Annotated in this window: 18 protein-coding genes; 3 read left to right on the forward strand and 15 right to left on the reverse strand. The window is 56.5% G+C overall.

Annotation, left to right across the window (positions count from 1 at the left end):
- Nucleotides 1-8: 8 nt before the first annotated feature.
- From ACR0KN_RS08640 to ACR0KN_RS08690, 11 genes are all read right to left on the reverse strand, one after another.
- Nucleotides 9-977: an ABC transporter permease gene (locus tag ACR0KN_RS08640; RefSeq protein ID WP_480652820.1), complete on the reverse strand. Its 969-nt coding sequence runs from the start codon at nt 975-977 to the stop codon at nt 9-11.
- A complete protein-coding gene (locus ACR0KN_RS08645; protein ID WP_170544552.1) occupies nt 977-2071 on the reverse strand; it encodes an ABC transporter permease in 1095 nt (364 codons plus the stop codon). Before ACR0KN_RS08645 ends, ACR0KN_RS08640 begins: the two co-directional genes overlap by 1 nt.
- Before the next feature lie 3 nt (nt 2072-2074).
- On the reverse strand, nt 2075-3604 hold the full coding sequence (locus ACR0KN_RS08650) for an ABC transporter ATP-binding protein (protein ID WP_480652822.1): 1530 nt from the start codon (nt 3602-3604) through the stop codon (nt 2075-2077).
- An 88-nt stretch (nt 3605-3692) separates the two neighbouring features.
- Nucleotides 3693-4691, reverse strand: coding sequence for a BMP family lipoprotein (locus ACR0KN_RS08655; RefSeq protein WP_010442856.1), 999 nt, complete (start codon nt 4689-4691; stop codon nt 3693-3695).
- A gap of 147 nt (nt 4692-4838) precedes the next feature.
- Nucleotides 4839-5258: a GNAT family N-acetyltransferase gene (locus ACR0KN_RS08660; RefSeq protein WP_480652825.1), complete on the reverse strand. Its 420-nt coding sequence runs from the start codon at nt 5256-5258 to the stop codon at nt 4839-4841.
- Entirely contained in the window at nt 5255-5845 is a 591-nt protein-coding gene (tsaB, locus tag ACR0KN_RS08665) for a tRNA (adenosine(37)-N6)-threonylcarbamoyltransferase complex dimerization subunit type 1 TsaB (RefSeq protein WP_480652827.1), read from the reverse strand. The genes ACR0KN_RS08660 and tsaB overlap by 4 nt, the downstream gene beginning before the upstream one ends.
- Entirely contained in the window at nt 5835-6398 is a 564-nt protein-coding gene (locus ACR0KN_RS08670) for a NifU family protein (protein WP_170474317.1), read from the reverse strand. Before ACR0KN_RS08670 ends, tsaB begins: the two co-directional genes overlap by 11 nt.
- Nucleotides 6399-6467: 69 nt before the next feature.
- The gene (locus tag ACR0KN_RS08675) at nt 6468-7061 is read right to left on the reverse strand and encodes a DsbA family protein (RefSeq protein ID WP_480652829.1); all 594 of its coding nucleotides are present in this window, start codon (nt 7059-7061) and stop codon (nt 6468-6470) included.
- 8 nt (nt 7062-7069) lie between these two features.
- Nucleotides 7070-7525: a universal stress protein gene (locus tag ACR0KN_RS08680; protein ID WP_010442861.1), complete on the reverse strand. Its 456-nt coding sequence runs from the start codon at nt 7523-7525 to the stop codon at nt 7070-7072.
- Nucleotides 7526-7598: 73 nt separating this feature from the next.
- The gene (locus ACR0KN_RS08685; RefSeq protein ID WP_010442862.1) at nt 7599-8462 is read right to left on the reverse strand and encodes a branched-chain amino acid aminotransferase; all 864 of its coding nucleotides are present in this window, start codon (nt 8460-8462) and stop codon (nt 7599-7601) included.
- A 67-nt stretch (nt 8463-8529) separates the two neighbouring features.
- Complete coding sequence (locus tag ACR0KN_RS08690) at nt 8530-8982, reverse strand: Lrp/AsnC family transcriptional regulator (RefSeq protein WP_010442863.1); 453 nt, start codon at nt 8980-8982, stop codon at nt 8530-8532.
- A 129-nt stretch (nt 8983-9111) separates the two neighbouring features.
- Here ACR0KN_RS08690 and ACR0KN_RS08695 point away from each other — a divergent pair, with 129 nt between their 5' ends.
- Nucleotides 9112-10161, forward strand: coding sequence for a Glu/Leu/Phe/Val family dehydrogenase (locus ACR0KN_RS08695; protein WP_480652832.1), 1050 nt, complete (start codon nt 9112-9114; stop codon nt 10159-10161).
- 61 nt (nt 10162-10222) lie between these two features.
- Here the strand turns inward: ACR0KN_RS08695 and trpS are convergent, their stop codons facing one another.
- Nucleotides 10223-11251 (reverse strand): tryptophan--tRNA ligase, encoded by a 1029-nt coding sequence (gene trpS, locus ACR0KN_RS08700; protein WP_170474329.1) that lies wholly within the window; start codon nt 11249-11251, stop codon nt 10223-10225.
- Nucleotides 11252-11337: 86 nt separating this feature from the next.
- Between trpS and ACR0KN_RS08705 the strand changes: the two genes are divergently transcribed.
- On the forward strand, nt 11338-12024 hold the full coding sequence (locus tag ACR0KN_RS08705; protein WP_480652834.1) for a rhomboid family intramembrane serine protease: 687 nt from the start codon (nt 11338-11340) through the stop codon (nt 12022-12024).
- Nucleotides 12025-12031: 7 nt separating this feature from the next.
- On the opposite strand, the gene murJ is transcribed toward ACR0KN_RS08705, so the two are convergent.
- From murJ to ACR0KN_RS08720, 3 genes are read right to left on the reverse strand one after another with little or no spacing between them, the layout of a single operon-like run.
- Complete coding sequence (murJ, locus tag ACR0KN_RS08710) at nt 12032-13573, reverse strand: murein biosynthesis integral membrane protein MurJ (protein ID WP_480652836.1); 1542 nt, start codon at nt 13571-13573, stop codon at nt 12032-12034.
- Nucleotides 13570-16389, reverse strand: coding sequence for a [protein-PII] uridylyltransferase (locus ACR0KN_RS08715; RefSeq protein ID WP_480652838.1), 2820 nt, complete (start codon nt 16387-16389; stop codon nt 13570-13572). The genes murJ and ACR0KN_RS08715 overlap by 4 nt, the downstream gene beginning before the upstream one ends.
- On the reverse strand, nt 16349-17521 hold the full coding sequence (locus ACR0KN_RS08720; RefSeq protein WP_480652840.1) for a penicillin-binding protein activator: 1173 nt from the start codon (nt 17519-17521) through the stop codon (nt 16349-16351). Before ACR0KN_RS08720 ends, ACR0KN_RS08715 begins: the two co-directional genes overlap by 41 nt.
- A gap of 87 nt (nt 17522-17608) precedes the next feature.
- On the opposite strand from ACR0KN_RS08720, the gene rsmI reads away from it, so the two are divergent.
- Nucleotides 17609-18466: a 16S rRNA (cytidine(1402)-2'-O)-methyltransferase gene (gene rsmI, locus ACR0KN_RS08725; RefSeq protein ID WP_480652842.1), complete on the forward strand. Its 858-nt coding sequence runs from the start codon at nt 17609-17611 to the stop codon at nt 18464-18466.
- Nucleotides 18467-18469: the final 3 nt, after the last annotated feature.

Here is an 18469-nt window from a genome sequence, read left to right on the forward strand (position 1 = left end):
TGGCTCTATCAGCGTTCTTTGGCGTAGGGTTCACCCCCCGCGCGTGGTGGAATGGCTTTGCCAACAAAACCTGCAAGAATCACCACGGTCAGAATGTAGGGCAGGGCGTCCATCACCTGGACCGGGATTACGACCCCACCCAGATCGATGTTCTGGAACCGCAGCGCAATTGCCTGCAACAACCCGAACAACAGGCAGGCCCACATCGCGTGCCAAGGGCGCCACTTTGCGAAGATTAGCGCGGCCAATGCGATGAAACCGCGACCCGCTGTCATTTCTTTTACAAATCCGGCTTGCAAGGCTGTCGCCAGATACGCACCGGCAATACCGCAGAGAATGCCGCAGATGGCCACAGCTGCAAATCGCAGACCAACGACCGATACCCCGGCTGTGTCAACCGCCGCGGGATTTTCGCCCACCGCACGCAAGCGCAGCCCGAACCGAGTGCGGAACAAGATCCACCAGGTGAGTGGAACGAACAGGAACGCCACATAGACGAGGATTGAATGGCCTGACAGCAGCTCGGAATATATCGGGCCGATGAATGGCACACCTTCCAGCGCTTCTGCGAAGGGGAAGTTGATCGGCTCAAACCGGCCGCCGCCAAACAGAGACGGAGTGCGTCCACCCTGTTGAAACCAGCTTTGCGCGATCAGAACCGTCATACCGGAAGCGAGGAAATTGATGGCGACACCCGAGATCAGTTGATTGCCCCGAAACGTGATCGAAGCCAGTCCGTGCAATGCTGACAAAACCAGAGAGGCTCCGATCCCAGCCAGAAGCCCTAACCAGACCGAACCCGTTACTGCGGCGATAGCAGCCGAGAAGAAAGCCGCCATAAGCATCTTGCCTTCAAGCCCGATGTCGAAAATGCCGGCGCGTTCGGAATACAAACCCGCCAGACAAGCCAGCAACAGTGGCGTGGCCAGTCGAACTGTAGAATCGAGGACCTGAATGAGGGTAACGAAAAATTCCATCACTCTGCCCCCTTCCGAAAACTCAGGAAGATCTTTTCAAGCGGCATGCGCACCATATTATCGAGCGCACCGGTGAATAGGATGACCAGCGCCTGAATGACCACGATCAGTTCACGTGGGATCGACGTCCACAACGCCAATTCAGCGCCGCCCTGGTACAGAAATCCGAACAGGATCGCAGCAAGGAAAACGCCAAATGGATGGGAACGACCCATAAGAGCCACGGCGATCCCAATAAATCCGGCACCCTCGGTCGAATTGAGGACAAGTCGTTCTGCTTCGCCCATGACATTGTTGATAGCCATCATGCCTGCAAGGGCACCCGAGATCAGCATTGCGATGATCGTGATGCGCACGGGTGAAATACCGGCATAGACGGCTCCCGTTTCCGAATGGCCGTAGGCGCGGATTTCGTATCCCAGTCGCGTGCGCCAGATCAGGGCCCAAACCACGATGCAGGCAAGTATCGCTACGAAGAACGAAATATTCGCGGGCGCTCCCCGGAAAACGATGTTTTCAGCGCTTGAGAACATAGACTGGAATGTTGGCAGGTGTACCGCCTCGGGGAACCGCGCGGTCGCCGGGTCTTGCGACCCCTGCGGGCGCATCACATTGACCAGCATGTAGTTCAGGAAGGCAGCGGCGATGAAATTGAACATGATCGTGGTGATAACGATATGGCTGCCCCGCTTGGCTTGCAGATAGGCCGGGATTGCAGCCCAAGCTGCCCCAAAGATCATCGAAGCTGCACAGGCAGCCAACAATGCAATGGTCCAATGCGGCCATGGGACTGATAGACAGACAATGGCAACGCCCAGTCCACCCAACATGGCCTGCCCCTCACCACCGATATTGAACAGGCGCGCATGAAAGGCGACTGCAACCGCGAGACCGGTGAAGATGAAGTTTGTCGCGTAATAGAGCGTATAACCCCAGCCATAGGTTGAACCCAAGGCCCCTGTGACCATCAGGTTGACCGCCTCGATCGGGTTTTCCCCAATGGCCAGAATAACGATTGCCGAAAGGATTGTGGCCAACAGCAGGCTGATGATCGGGATCAGCACCACATCGGCCCATTTGGGCATTTTTTCCATGGTTCAGGCGGCCTCTCCTGCAACACCGGCCATCAGTAGGCCCAGTTCTTTTTCATCCGTCTCGGCGGGCAGACGCTCGCCCATGATATGCCCGTCAAACATCACGGCGATCCGGTCGGACAGCGAGAAGATCTCTTCCAGTTCGACCGAAACCAGCAGAATCGCCTTACCCTGATCACGCAGGGCAACGATCTGTTTATGAATGAATTCGATGGCACCGATATCCACACCGCGTGTGGGTTGGCCCACCAGCAGCAGGTCCGGGTTCCGCTCAATCTCGCGCGCGACGACGATCTTCTGCTGGTTGCCACCCGAGAAGCTTTTGGCGGTCAGCCAGCCATTGGGCGGGCGTACGTCGAATTTCTCAATCTTGGCTTCGGTGTCGGCGCGCAGTGCGGCATTGTCCATGAACAGCCCGCGCTTATACGCAGGATCGCGGTGATAGCCGAAGGCCACATTCTCCCACGCGTAAAAATCCATGATCAAGCCTTCGCGCTGGCGATCCTCGGGCACATGCGCGATGTGTTGCGCGCGCCGTGCCTGACCGTCCGAGTCGGGGCCGTGCAATGGCAGAGGTTCCCCGCTCAATTTGATTGATCCCTGTCCGGGACGCATCCCGCCCAGAACCTCCAGCAGTTCCGATTGCCCGTTTCCTGCAACGCCAGCAATCCCCACGATTTCACCTGCGCGAACAGTCAGGTCGATGCCTTTCACGCGCTCGACACCTGCCGAATCGGTGACGCTGAGCTTTTCGATCTCCAGAACCGGTTTGCCCGGTTGCGCGGGCACCTTGTCGACCTGGAGCAGAACTTTGCGGCCCACCATAAGTTCGGCCAGTTCCTGTGGGTTGGTCTCAGCGGTTTTGACTGTCGCGGTCATCTCACCGCGGCGCATCACCGAGACGGTATCAGTATTTTCCATGATCTCGCGCAGCTTGTGCGTGATCACGATGATCGTTTTGCCCTCGGACCGCAGCCGGTCAAGTATGCGGAACAATTGATCCGCCTCGGCGGGGGTCAGCACTCCGGTCGGCTCGTCGAGAATTAGAATTTCTGCCTTGCGATAGAGCGCTTTGAGGATCTCAACCCGCTGTTGCATGCCAACGCCAATTTCGTCGATGCGCTTATCGGGGTCCACGAACAGTTCGTATTCTTCTTCAAGCTCTTTCAGCTCTTTGCGGGCTTTCGCCAATGATGGGGCCAGCAGTCCGCCATCCTCTGCACCCAGAACGATGTTTTCCAATACGGTGAAGTTTTCGACCAGTTTGAAATGCTGGAAAACCATCCCGATGCCTGCTGCAATCGCAGCCTGACTATCGGGGATGTCGGTCTTAGATCCGTTGATCCAGATCTCACCTTTGTCGGCCTTGTAGAAGCCGTAGAGAATGCTCATCAGCGTGGATTTGCCCGCACCGTTTTCTCCGATGATCCCATGGATCGTTCCGGGGGCTACGCTGATGGAAATGTCTTTGTTGGCCTGAACCGGCCCAAAGGCTTTGGAAATCCCTTTGAGCTCAATGGCGGGGACGGTCATGTCTTGTCCTCAATTGCCGAAAGGACCGCGATCAGTATCGCGGCAGAGTGCATTCGGGGCGAAGTTTGACCCTTCGCCCCGTGTGTTATCAGAACTGCAGTGCCGGGCAGCTGTCGTTCTCATAGTAGCTGACAACCGAAACATTGCCGTCGATGATGTCCTGACGAGCTTTGTCAACCGCAGCTTTCATATCGTCGGAAACCAGCGGCGCGTTGTTCTCGTCCATAGCATAGCCAACGCCATCTTCGGACAGGCCCATGACGAATACGCCGGTTTCGACGTCCTCACCCGCTTTCATCGCTTCATAAACGGCGACGTCAACGCGCTTGAGCATCGAAGTCAGAACTTTACCTGGGTGCAGGTGGTTCTGGTTGCTGTCAACGCCGATCGACAGGATGCCTTCGTCTGCGGCGGTCTGCAGAACACCAACGCCAGTGCCGCCAGCTGCGGCGTAAACCACGTCAGCACCTTGGCTGATTTGTGCTTTGGTCAGCTCAGAGCCTTTTACCGGGTCGTTCCACGCTGCCGGAGTTGTACCAGTCATGTTGGCAACAACATTGATGTCGGGGTTCACGGCTTTGGCACCTTGTGCGTATCCGCAACCAAAGTGGCGGATAAGTGGCACGTCCATACCGCCGATGAAGCCGACTGTGCCGGTCTTCGATGCCATCGCTGCCATCATGCCAACTAGGTATGAGCCTTCATGCTCGGCAAAGCCAACCTGGCGCAGGTTCGGGGCGTCCAGCCATGTCACGTCAACTACCACAAAGGTTGTGTCAGGGTAGTCAGCTGCAACCGCGGCCAGCGGGTCAGCCATGCCAAAGCCCATGGTGATGATCGGGTTCGAGCCGGCTTCGGCGAAACGACGCAGGGCCTGTTCGCGCTGTGCTTCGGACTGCATCTCAATCTCGCGGTATGTACCGCCCGTTTCTTCGGCCCAGCGAGACGCGCCGTTATGGGCCGCTTCGTTGAATGACTTGTCGAACTTACCGCCCAGATCAAAGATCAGGGCCGGTTCTGCCAGGGCTGCGCCTGCTGTCAGTGCAACCGCAGCGGCTGCGCCCATCAAAGATTTCATAAGGGTCATTTGTTACTCCCGTTGGCTATTATCGGTCCGGGGCTGAATCCCCCGATACCCACTCAGAGCGAGCATACATGTTGTGATGGCGGGAATTGAAGCTGTTTGCAACAGCTTCGGTCAATAGAAATTTGACCATATGGTCTAAAAAAGTGATTAATTGCCGTGAAAACGACATTCCATGACGATTGCGTCGACGTTTGGACCGTTCTCGCGCAGGTAATAGCGCTTGCGTGTGCCGCATGCTTCGTATCCACATGCTTCGTAAAGAGCGATTGCCGCGTCATTGTCCGAGGCAACATCCAGAAACGCCCGCGAAGCCCCAGCCTGTTCCGCGTAGGCGTGGAATTCTAACATTATCTTTCGCGCCAATCCCTTCCTTTGGTGATCTGGATGGGTTGCTATCGTCAGTAGTTCCGCTTCGTCGGCAATCACCTGAACCAACGCAAATGATCTTGTGTCCCCAATTGCATGGATGAAGCGATTTGCCAAAAGCTCGGCAAACTCATCTGCAACCCAAGGGCGGCTCTGATGGAACGCGGCGGCATGGATATGAGCCATTTCCTGTGGCGTCATTCGTCAAGCAAGACCGGAGGTACGTCGCGCGAAGGCGCGGCATCTGCAGGGCGAACATATAAAGGTGCGGGTGGAGTGGGCGTCGAGGCCAAACGCCGCGACGCCAATCGAGCAATAGTGCGAACCTGCCGATCAGGCTGATCGCAAAGATATAGTCTGCCCAATGGTTCTGCGTCGTGTCGCGCGACCAGTCGCGCTTCTGCTCCATCCGGCATCAAATAAACTTGGTCGCGAGGAGCGGGAATCGCAGGTAAGTGGCCTTTGGGGGCCAACTCGGCCAAGGCATCGAAGCCCGATACACCGACTGCGGGAACGTCCAGACCAAGCGCCAGTCCTCGGGCAGCCGAGACCGAGATTCGAATCCCGGTGAAGTTTCCGGGGCCAACCCCGACACCAATCGCGTCCAGATCTCGCCAGTTGCATTCGTTCTCTTCCAACAACTCTTCCAGTAAAGGCATCAACCTCTCAGCCTGCCCGCGCGACATGGGCTCAACGCAGGACGCAACAATCACACCGTTTTGCAACAAAGCGGCCGCGCAATGCGCGGCCGATGTGTCGAATGCCAGGATGGTTGGATCAGATCGCAACGGGGCGAACCTCGATCACTTCCGGGATGTAATGCCGTAGCAGGTTTTCGATACCCATTTTCAGAGTGATCGTGGAGGATGGACATCCCGCACAGGCCCCTTGCATGTGAAGATAAACAATCCCCTTGTCGAAGCCATGGAATGTTATGTCGCCGCCATCCTGTGCCACGGCAGGCCGCACTCGGCTGTCCAATAAGTCTTTGATTTGGTGTACAATTTCAGCGTCTTCACCGGTATGTTCGGCGTGCCCTGCGCCTGCATCAACGTTTGCGCCCATGACGGGCTGACCGGATTGGTAATGCTCCATTACAGCGCCGAGGATGGCGGGTTTGATGTGATCCCATTGGACATCATCGGATTTTGTCACCGTGACAAAATCATTGCCAAAGAACACTCCTGTCACACCCGCGACGCCAAAGATACGAGTGGCGAGCGGAGATTTCTCGGCAGCCTCAGCGTTTGGAAAATCTGCAGTGCCGGCTTCCAGAACCGTCTGACCGGGCAAAAACTTCAGAGTTGCCGGGTTGGGTGTGGATTCAGTTTGGATAAACATGGCGCGGCTCCGTTTAAGGTGTATCTGATATGCGCGTCCGGACGGGGGAAGTCAAGATTTGGAATCGTTCTAAATTGATGCGGCAAAGGAAATCGCGTCATCCAATCGGTCGTCACCCCAGAACAATTCATCTTTGGCGATAAAGCTTGGTGCGCCGAAGATGTGCAGAGCCTTGGCCCGAGCGACCTGTTCGAACAGCGCGGATTTGATCTGGGGGCTACCAATCTGTTCCATCACATCTTGCGAAACGCCTGAACTGGCAAGGCATTCCGCCAGAACCTTGAGGTCCGAGATGTCTTGTCCCGCTCCGAATTGTGCAGAATAGACGGCGCGTACAAATGCACCACGTTGATTAGTTGATCCGAGTGCCAATGCCAGACGCGCCGCTTGCAGGCTGTTTTGTGGAAAATTTTTGGGCTGCTGAAATGGTAGATCGCGCGCTGCACAAAGCCGTTCCATATCCCGCCACATGTACCGGCCCTTTGCGGGATACAGATTGAACGGCGAGTTGTTCCATCCCTGTTCAGCAAAGATCGGGCCCAGAAGAAATGGGTGCCATTCCACGGCGACTCTCTTTTCTGCGGCCGCCTGTTGGATGCGCATAGCGCTGAGATAGGAATAGGTCGACGCGAAATCGAACCAAAATTGCAATGTTGCTGGCATAATGTGCCTCAGGTGATGGCTTCCAGCTTTTCCTTGCTTAAGTCGCCGGGCACAATAGTGACCGGAATAGGCAGACTGCCAGAGTTCCGGGTTAGCTGGGTTACCAATGGTCCGGGGCCCTTCTTGTCAGTGCCAGCGCCCAGCACCAACACGCCAATTTCAGAGTCGGACTGGACGTGTTCGATGATTTGAGGAACCGGGTCGCCTTCGCGAATGGCCAATTCGGGCTCGACACCCTGCTTGTCACGCATCCATTTGGCGAACACTTCAAAATGCGCGTGAATACGCTCTCGTGCTTCTTCACGCATCACCTCAGCGACGCCGATCCAATGGTTGAATTCATCCGGCGGAATTACCGAAAGAACCGTAACCCCGCCGCCAGTATGGGCCGCGCGCATTGCGGCAAAGCGCATGGCGTTCAGGCATTCACGGCTGTCGTCCAGAACGACTAGGAACTTGCGCATGTTTGTCCTCGTTTGTTTTCGGGATCATGCCCCAGAGGATGCGCAGAGGCAACTGAAACGGGCAGGGTGTCGATCAGCGATTGCTTGCAGCCCAATCCCAGTACATCTCGCGTGCGCGACGGGCAATTGGACCCACCTGATACTGGGTGTCATCCAGCGCGGTGATTGGGGTCACTTTGCTCATGTTACCGGTCATGAAAACTTCGTCAGCATCGTGAAAGTCCTCAAAGCTCAGCACAGATTCATGCACTTTCACCCCATCGGCGCGCAGATTCTTGATGTGTCGCGCCCGGGTGATGCCGGCAAGGAACGTTCCATTGGGAATCGGGGTGAAAACTTCTCCATCGCGAACCATGAAAATATTGGCGGTTGCGGTTTCCGCCACGTGCCCCATCGCGTCGGCAACCAACGCGTTTGAGAAACCTTTGCTACGCGCCTCCTGCAACATCCGGGCGTTGTTCGGATAGAGGCAGCCCGCTTTGGCGTTAACCACGGCAGATTCCAGAACGGGGCGACGGAAGCGGGTTGTCGTCAGCGTGGCCGAGGCGGATTCGGGCGCCATCGGGATTTCTTCCAGGCAAATGGCGAAGCCAGTGCTGTCTTCCTGGGGGATGATTGCGGTTGGGTCTCCGTCGATGCCCCAATACATAGGACGAATGTAAACTGCAGTATCTGTTGGATAACTTTGTAGCCCCTCCTGAACCAGTTCAACCATCTGTTCCGTAGTCACCGAAGGCGTTAGCATCAGAGCTTCGGCCGAGCGATTGACCCGAGCGCAATGGGCATCCAGATCCGGGGTCATTCCATCAAAAAAGCGGGCGCCGTCAAATACAGACGAGCCAAGCCATGCGCCATGGTCGGCTGCGCGCATGATCGGGGCGTCCCCATCATGCCATTGACCTTCGAAATAGGTGCGGATGTTTTTGCCGACTGCCATTGCGCCCTCCCTCAAGCTTCGGGAAACCTAGGTTGGGGCCGAGGCAAGGTCCAGCAGATTATCCGCGTTACAGAGGCAGCGACTCACGTTTGACCATGGTGCGCAAGGCAAAGTTTGAACGCAGATTTCTGATGCCTTGTATTTTCATCAGTCGGTTTTCTAAGAAGGCGTCAAATGCGTTGAGGTCTTTGGCCACGACGCGTAGCAAGATGTCACGCGAGCCTGTCATGAGATAGCACTCCATCACCTCATCACACCGCCGAATTGCCTTTTCAAAGGAATCGATGGCGCTGCGATCCTGTTTCTCCAACTCGACAGAGACAAAAATCGTAACGCCGAAGCCAAGCTGCTCGGGGTCTACCTGAGCGGCGTACCCGGTGATGATCCCATCTCGTTGCAATCGATCCAAGCGCCGCGCGCAAGGTGTCGGGGACAGCCCGACATGGTCTGCCAGATCGATAACAGTCATGCGGCCATCATTCTGGAGGGCACGGATTATCTTGGAGTCGATGTCATCCATAGTGAAAAACTCCATCATTTTCGAGTTGATTGAAGAATACCCCTAAAATACTTCTGCTGGTAGCGATAAATAGGTGAAATTCACTCGTCGACAGATGGCAAACTCCACTGGGTAGCCCGGAGGAGAAGAATGGACATCACCATCATAGACGTGCCAGATTACGAGCGCGTGGTCGAATTCAAGGACAGCGCACTTGGTCTATTGGGCTATATTGCAGTTCACTCGACGCAACGCGGTCCTGCGGCAGGCGGTGTGCGGATGCGCCCCTACGGGCATGCCGCTGAGGCATTGAATGATGCCTTGCAATTGGCGCGGGGCATGACCTTCAAGAACGCTGCAGCTGATCTTCCTCTGGGGGGTGGCAAGGCCGTTATTATTGGTGATCCGCACGTCGATAAATCACCCGATCTTCTGCGTTCCTTCGGTCAAGCGGTGCAAAGCCTGAGCGGCCAGTACTGGACCGCAGAAGACATGGGTATGACGCCCGCTGACATGGCCCATATCGGGTCCCGGACTGACTTTGTGGCAGGGCTGGCAGACGGGGAATTTGCGAGCGGTGATCCATCCCCCATCACGGCACGCGGAATATTCAACGCGATCCGGGTGGCTGCGCAGCACCGTTTTGGGCGAACTGATCTGGATGGCCTGACCGTATCGGTTCAGGGGCTTGGTCATGTAGGCGCGCATTTATGTCAGTTGCTTCATGATGCGGGCGCACGGCTGATCGTCACAGATATCGATGCCCGCCAATCGGCACGTGTTGCTGAACAGTGTGCGGCTCAGGCTGTGGCCCCCGATATGATTTATGGTGTTGAGGCCGACATATTTGCCCCCTGCGCCATCGGGGGTATCCTTAACGAAACAAGCATTCCGTTGTTGCAGGTCGGCGCCGTGGCTGGGGGCGCAAACAACCAGTTGGCCAGTGCTGTCGATGCGCGGTTGCTTCACCAGCGCGGCATTCTTTACGCACCCGACTTTGTCGCTAACGGGGGTGGCATCATAAATGTGGCAACAGAAATCCTGCGCGTGGAAGAGCGTGAAGCTTGGGTCGCTGATAGATTAAAGGCGCTTGAGCAGACGATGGATCGCATCCTGACGAGGGCCAAGATCGAAGCGGTTAGCCCGCATGAGGTCGCTGAATCCATTGTGCATGAAATGCTGTGCCCCAAGGCCGCATAATGGGCTGCCAAACAAAAACGCCGCCCGGACTGGGCGGCGTTTCTAGATCGGGTTCTGATCATCAGGACTTGCCTGCACCGACCATGCCCACAATCTCGTAGGTTTTTTGCAAGATCGGGGAGGCAAGCGCACGCGCCCGTTCAGCCCCGCGGGCAAGTATCTGGTCGATCTCAGCCTCTTCTCCCATCAGACGTGCCATCTCGGAGGAGATGGGTGACAGCTTCTCAACCGCCAATTCAGCCAGCATCGGCTTGAACTCACCGAATTGCTTTCCTCCGACCTCTGCCAGAACCTGCTCGGCAGTCTGATCGCTAAGAGCAGCGTAGATGTTCACCAGATTTCGTGCCTCGGGCCGCTCTTCAAGTCCCTTCACTTCCGAGGGCAGTGCATCCGGGTCAGTCTTGGCCTTGCGGATTTTCTTGGCGATGGCGTCGGCATCGTCAGTCATATTGATCCGCGTCATATCGGACGGGTCCGAGGAAGACATCTTACGCGAGCCGTCGCGCAGGTTCATCACGCGTGGCGCTGGGCCACCGATGACCGGTTCGGTCACGGGGAAGAAATCAACGCCATAGTCATGGTTGAACTTGATTGCGATGTCGCGCGTCAGTTCGAGATGCTGCTTCTGGTCTTCACCGACCGGCACATGGGTCGCGTGATACACCAGTATGTCCGCAGCCATCAGTGCGGGATAAGCGAACAGACCCAACGACGCGTTTTGCGCATTCTTCCCTGCCTTGTCCTTGAATTGCGTCATACGCTGCATCCAACCGATCCGGGCGATGCAGTTGAAGATCCAGGCCAACTGCGTGTGCTCGGGCACCTGACTCTGATTGAACAGGATGGATTTCTCAGGGTCGAGACCGGCGGCAATGAATCCAGCGCAAACTTCACGAGTCTTCTCACGCAGGCGATCCGGGTCTTGCCAGACAGTAATCGCGTGGAGGTCAACCATGCAGTAGACGGTCTCATACTCCGGCCCCTGCATATCCACGAAACGTTTGAGTGCACCCAGATAGTTACCCAAGTGCAGGTTTCCTGAAGGCTGGATGCCGGAAAACACGCGCGGCGTGAATTGGGTCTCGGTCATCGAAGGAAACTCCTGTCTGGAAAAATCAGCCCCCGTCGCTTACCCATGAGGCAAAGGGACGTCAACAGCCGCGAAAGGCCAGCCCAATGAGCAGTGAGCATTATACACCGCCCGTGAACCCTCTGCCGCCGGTCGTGGTGGCATTAGTTCTGTTCATCATGGGGATCGAGCTGGCTTTTATGCTTGGCGGCCGTGGGCTGGTCGGAGGTCCAACTGCGGTTGGATGGCGACTGGACGCGTTGCAGCAATACACGTTCTCGCCTGATATCTTCGACTGGATGGCGCAGAACGGGCGTTGGCCGTTCGAACATGTGATCCGCTTTGTGACCTATCCCTTTGTCCAGGCCAATTTTACGCAAGCGATATTTGTTTGCGTGTTTGTACTGGCAATGGGGAAAATGGTTGCCGAGGTGTTTGGCAGCATCGCCATGCTGATCATCTTTGTGGTGTCTGGCGTGGGCGGAGCGCTGGCCTATGCCGTTTTGCTGAACCCGCCCTATCCTCTGGTTGGGGGGTTTCCGCCTGTCTACGGGTTGATCGGTGCGTTCACATGGTTGTTGTGGCGTAAGCTTTCACTGGTCGGCGAAAACCAATCCCGCGCTTTCAGCTTGATTGCGGTTCTTATGGGGATTCAGCTGCTGTTCGGCTTGATCTTCGGCGGCACGTCGGATTGGGTTGCCGATCTAGGTGGATTTGCCACCGGGTTCGGCTTGTCTTTCTTTCTGGCTCCGGGCGGTTGGGCGCGCATTCTCAGCAAAACAAGGCGTGATTAGTGCAAATTCAGCCTCGTTTTAGTGCATTTCGGAATTCCGAAAGCCTAAACGCGCCGAAGACGTGGCCCAACAAGAAATAGGCAATTGCTGCGGTAACGATGAGCATCAATAGCGCTAGGTAGCGCCAGCCGGGTATGCCAAACGCCCATCCAAACAAGTGGATCGCAGCAAACAACACAACGCCCATGCCCGCCGAGGCGGCCACGATCCGCCAGATTCTCTGTTTGAATCGGTCGTCAAACCGTGCCTCGTCCCCCATCCTCCGCGCGCCGATTGCCAGCAAAGCTACCATCGCCCAACCAGCGGTCGAGGCTGCGATCGCGGGCGCAATCCAACCGGCGACGGGGTACAGACCAAAGGCAAGCCCGGCATTCACCGCCATCGCAAACACGGCGTATCTAAACGGTGATTTTGTATCCTCGCGGGCGAAGAACAGCGGCTGTAACAGTTTTTGCAACATGAACGCAGGTAACCCGATGCCATAGATAGCGACGGCAAGAGCGGTCGCTGCCGTATCCTCGGCGCTGAACTGGCCGCGTTGGAACAGAACCGAGACCAATGGGCCAGGAATGATGAGAAAGGCAACCGTTGAGGGTAGCGTCAAAAGCAATGTGAATTCACCGGCCCGAGAAAACGCGTTGCGGGCGCCGTCTTTGTCATCTGCGCGCAAACGGCGCGATAGGTCAGGCAATAAAACGATGCCAACTGCGATTCCGACCACTCCCAAAGGCAGCTGATACAAACGATCCGCTGCAAATAACCAACTGATGGCTTTTTCGGTTTTGGAAGCTACAAGCTGCCCCACTACCAAATTGACCTGCGTCACCCCCATGGCCAGCGCCGCTGGCACAGCGATCCGCACCATACGCCGCATTTCTGGACTAAGCGTCGGCCAACCCGGCCGTATACAAATACCGGCGCGCTCAGTCGCAACCCAGACCAGAGCAAGCTGTGCGACACCAGCGACTGGGATGACTGCGATCAGCCAGCGGATCACGTCCCCTCCTGACATGGCTCCAAAGATCAATGCGAAACAGGCGAAGATGTTCAGCAACACTGGTGCTGCAGCGGCGGCCGCAAATCGGCCGGTCGCGTTTAAAACACCGGAAAACAACGCGGCAAGAGACATGAATAGAATGTAGGGGAACACGACGTATCCATAGTCCACTGCCAGATCAAAGCGCTCGTCTCCGTAAAAACCTTCAGCGGTAATCCAGACCAAGCCTGGCATAAAAACCATCGCCAAACCGACCAAGGCCAGCACAGCCACCGCCAACAGATTGAATGCGTCCTGCGCAAAGCCCTCTGCGTTCTCATCGCCCTCCAGGCGTTTCGAGAACATCGGCACAAAGGCAGCATTAAATGCACCTTCAGCAAAGAAGCGGCGGAACATGTTGGGCAGGCGGAACGCTGCGACAAAGGCATCCATAACCGGGCCCGGGCCGATTAAGGCGGTCAGCAGAATCTCCCTCAGGAAACCCAGAATACGGCTGGCGAGGGTCCAGAAGCCAACGGTGAAAAAGCCCGAGATCAGGCGGATCGGCTTCATGAGGCGGCCCGCTCCGCACCTTCGGCAATGGCATTACGAAGCTTGGCCTCCAAGCCACGCTGCTTGGCCTCAGAATGGTATTTCAGACCAAACATATCCTTGACGTAGAATGTATCAACCACCTGTTCGCCATAGGTCGCGATCACCGCATTCGCGATGTAAACATTGGCTGCCGCCAATGTTCGGGCCAGATCATAAAGCAGGCCGGGCCGATCACGCGTGTCGACCTCGATGATCGTGTAGATTTCCGAGCCTTCATTGTCGAAGGTGACGTGTGTTGGGACGTTAAAGGCGCGCTCACGTTTTTTGATCTTGTCGCGTGACTTTAGGGCGTCCCTTGCCACCACTTCACCCTTCAGCGTCTTGTGGATCATCTGGGTCAGACGCGGAAGGCGAGAGGCTTCGAACGGATGGCCTTCGGCGTCCTGTATCCAGAATGCGTCGGTCACATAACCGTCTTTTGTCGTATAGCTGCGCGCATCTACAACGTTGGCCCCAACCAGAGCCAGCGCCCCGGCAATCCGAGAAAAGATACCCGGGTGGTCACCCATGGCGAAGCAAGCGCGGGTCGCGTCGCGATCTTCATCCGGATGCAAGCGGATCTCGACCGCCCCTGGATCACCGCTGTCTTCGAGAGATTTCAGCATCTCCGCAAATTCGACATGGGTCGCAAGGTTCAACCCTTGCCAATAAGGATCGTAGTGGCGCCCGGTTTCAGTCTTCAGATCGGCTTTGGACCAGTTTTCCAACTCGGCGCGCAACTGCTTTTTCGCCTCTGCGCCACGGTTGGCACGATTGAGAACCTCCATGCCGGATTCCAGTGCGCGCTTGGTGTCTGCGTGCAAGGCACGCAGCAATGTGGCTTTCCAGTTGTTCCAGGTATTTGGCCCGACACCTCGAATGTCGCAGACCGTCAGCACCGTGAGCAAATCCAATCGCTTTACTGTTTCAACCGCTTTGGCGAAGTCGCGGATCGTGCGTGGATCAGAAATATCGCGCTTTTGTGCCATATCGGACATCAACAGATGGTATCGCACCAGCCATTCCACGGTTTCGGAATCTGCCTTGTTCAGTCCCAGACGCGGCGCCACCTTGCGAGCGATTTGAGCGCCGAGGATCGAGTGATCTTCAGGCCGCCCCTTCCCGATATCGTGTAGCAGCAAGGCAACGTATAAGACCTTGCGATTGACACTTCGCTCAAGGATCGAGGACGCCAGCGGCAGCTCTTCGATTAGTTCTCCGCGTTCGATCTGGGCCAGATTTACGATGCACTGGATCGTGTGTTCGTCCACAGTATAGCTGTGATACATATTGAACTGCATCATCGCTACGATGTGTTCGAACTCGGGCAGGAAGGCCGACAGTACACCCAACTCGTTCATACGGCGCAGTGCCCGTTCGGGATTGCCGTGTTTTAGCATCAGATCAAGGAAAATGCGCCGCGCCTCTTTGTCGTTGCGCATGTCTTCGTCGATCAGGTTCAGGTTTGCCGTAACCAAACGCATGGCGTCAGGGTGGATCAACATGCCTGTACGCAGGCCTTCCTCAAACAGCCGCAGCAGATTGACTTTGTCTGACAGGAATTTGTCGGGGTCCGCGATATCCAGACGGCCATGAACAACCCTGTACCCGGCCTTGATCCGACGTCGACGGCGAAAAATGCGTTCCAGTAACGGAGCACCCTTCATATGGGACGCCTCCAGCTTGGTCAGGAATATGCGGGTCAACTCGCCCACACGTGTCGCCTCGCGGAAGTACCGCTGCATGAATACTTCGACGGCCCGCCGACCCGCGCGGTCTTCGTAGCCCATGCGATCCGCCACCTCGACCTGCAGATCGAAAGTCAGCTGTTCTGTCGCGCGACCGGTCACCAGATGCAGATGCGACCGGACAGCCCAAAGGAATTCTTCGGCCTGAACGAATTCACCGAACTCTTCCGGTGTGAACAAACCCATCGGGACCAGTTCGGCAACATCTTTCACGCTGTAGATATATTTTGCGATCCAGTAGAGCGATTGCAGGTCGCGCAGGCCGCCTTTGCCTTCTTTGACATTGGGCTCAACCATATAGCGCTCACCTTGTTTCAGGTGCCGCTCATCCCGTTCCTTCAGCTTGGCTTCGATAAATTCCCGCTCAGTACCCTTGAACAGCTCGCTTTTCAGATATTCCTCAAGCTCTTGCGCAAGCGTCTGATCCCCGACGAGATAACGCTGCTCTAGCATGGCGGTGCGAATGGTGAAATCATCTGCACCCAAGCGCAAACAGTCTTTGATCGTACGCGAAGAATGCCCGACCTTCAGTCGCAAATCCCAGAGGATGTAGAGCATGGATTCGATCACGCTCTCGGCCCAGGCGGTGATTTTGTAGGGCGTCAGAAACAGCAGGTCCACGTCAGAGGAGGGAGCCATTTCACCCCGGCCATAGCCTCCGACCGCCAATACGGCGATTTTTTCCCCACGAGTAGGATTGGCGAGCGGGTGCAAATGCTCGGTTGCGACCCGCATTGCGGTCCGCACCATCTGATCCGTCAGATAGGTATAGGAATGTGCCAGTGGGCGTGCATCGAATGGGCGCTGTGAAAATGAATCGGAAATCGCCTCGCGCCCAGCCTTTTGGGCGTCTCGCAGAATACGCACTGTTTCTGCGCGCAACGCTGCGTTGTCCGAGCTGTTTTTAATTGCATCGGACAATCTGGCATCGACGGAAACGCTGTCAAAAATCTCGTCGGCTGAACAGATCAGGTCGTCTTTAGACGCGGTGGCCAGCGCCAGTCGCTCAGAATCCGGCGCCAGAGAAGCTTTGTGGGGCAGGGTCAATCACAACCACCTGTTTGTTCTGGATCGTGGCAACCGCCAGACCGCGTTCATTCGTACCGTTAGGTCGCAGGCGGAAGATACCACCTACACCCTGAAATCCGGCGTTTTGGGTCAGAGCCGCCCCAGTCAGGGCATCGGATTTGCCTTGGCTCACCAACGCGCCAATGGCGGCAACCCCATCGTAGGCAAGCCCGCTGATCGGGTGCGGTGCTTCGCCATATGTATTATTGTACCGCTGGCGATAGGTCTGTGCCTTTGCAGGATCAGGTAGCGCGAACCATCCGCCTTGGACACCTGGTAATTCCAACGTCTGTGCCGGGATGTCCCAGCGCGTCAGGCCGATATATTGCGTTGTTGCCGGTGAAACGCCTGCCTCTGGTAGCAATTGGCTGTAGAGGGGCAGTGCGCCCGCCGTCGTTGCAGTCAAGAAGATCGAATCCGCGCCAGTTGAGTCGACTGTCGCCTTGATGGTCGGAACCGAATCGATCACTCCCTGCTGAGACCGGTCATATCCAACGGTACCCGCATTATTGACGCGGCTGTTACTGAGCGCGGTGGCAATGGCAGACCGGCCCAACTGGCCCGCCGAGTCATTGCTATGCACTATGACAGTATTGTTCTTGCCCTGCTGTCCGGCGTAGTTCACGAGCCTGTTGGCCGTGTTTTGGAATGTGGGCCCGAGCACATAAACATTGCCGCCCGCAATGCTGGTGTTGTTCGAGAAGGACAGCACGTTGACGTTGTTGTTTAGAACAGCAAGGCCCGCAGCATTGGCCGCCTGCGCATATACTGGACCAAGAATGATCTTAGCCCCATCCGCAACGGCTTGCTGTGCGACACTTGATGCTGTTCCTGCATTTCCAGCCGTGTCATATACTCGCAGGTCAATCTTGACGTTCGGCAAATCCGCGATCGCCAGACGTGCGGCATTCTCAAGGCTTCGCGCAAGGGCGGCATCACCAGATTGAGGCGATCCGCTTGGCACCAGAAGCGCAACCGGGACCGGGTCTGAGGCGTCGATCGAAGGACCTCCACCCAAGCCTCCGGTATCACAAGCAGCGAGGAATGCGGCCGTAGCCAGAGCGATGGCGGATTTCGCCAGTTTGCGTGCGGGCTTGCAAACGGTAAACATCTAAAAGAAAACTCCCTGATCCGGCGTCTGAGGGCACCTTGGTCTATTGATCCGCGATAATAAACGTCACGCTGTGAGGGTCCAGCTTTGAATTTCCAAAAGATCAGATTGGCCGCAGGGCTGTATTTTGTTGCCACTCCAATCGGGACAGCGCGCGACATTACGCTCAGGGCTTTGGATGTGCTGGCCTCGGCAGACATGATCGCTGCCGAGGATACCCGTAGCCTGCGTCGGTTGATGGAAATTCATGGCGTGCCGCCCGAGGGGCGTCGTATTTTGGCCTATCACGATCACAGCGGAGCTGGCGCACGTGGCAAGATCCTTGATGCGCTCGCGCAGGGGCAATCGGTTGCCTATGCATCCGAGGCCGGAATGCCCCTGATTGCCGATCCCGGTTATGGTCTGGGGCGTCAAGCATCCGAGGCCGGGCATAACGTGACCTGTGCACCGGGCCCGTCTGCCGTATTGACCGCACTGACATTGGCCGGTCTACCGACCGACGCCTTTTTCTTTGCCGGCTTCCTGCCCAATGCTTCTGGCGCGCGGCGTTCGCGAATCGAGGCGCTGCGTAGTGTCCCCGGAACGCTGGTTTTCTACGAATCGCCGAAGCGTGTGGCGGGTTGTCTCGCGGATCTAGCCGCAGTGCTGGGTGGTGAGCGCCAGGCGGCGCTCTGCCGTGAACTGACGAAGAAGTTTGAAGAAACCCGAAGAGGGACGTTGGCGGATCTTGCCTCTGAGTATCAGGGTGCGTCCGTCAAGGGCGAAGTTGTCTTGCTTGTAGATCGCGCCCATTCGCAATCTGTTAAGGAAGCTGACGTAGAAGAGGCCTTGAGAAGAGCCTTGGAAACGCATTCGGTACGGGATGCAGCAGATCTGGTATCAGAGATGTTCAGCCTGCCGCGCCGTCCGATTTATCAGAAGGCCCTGAAACTGGGAAAAGGATGAAAT

This window comes from Ruegeria sp. AP7, assembly GCF_056539905.1.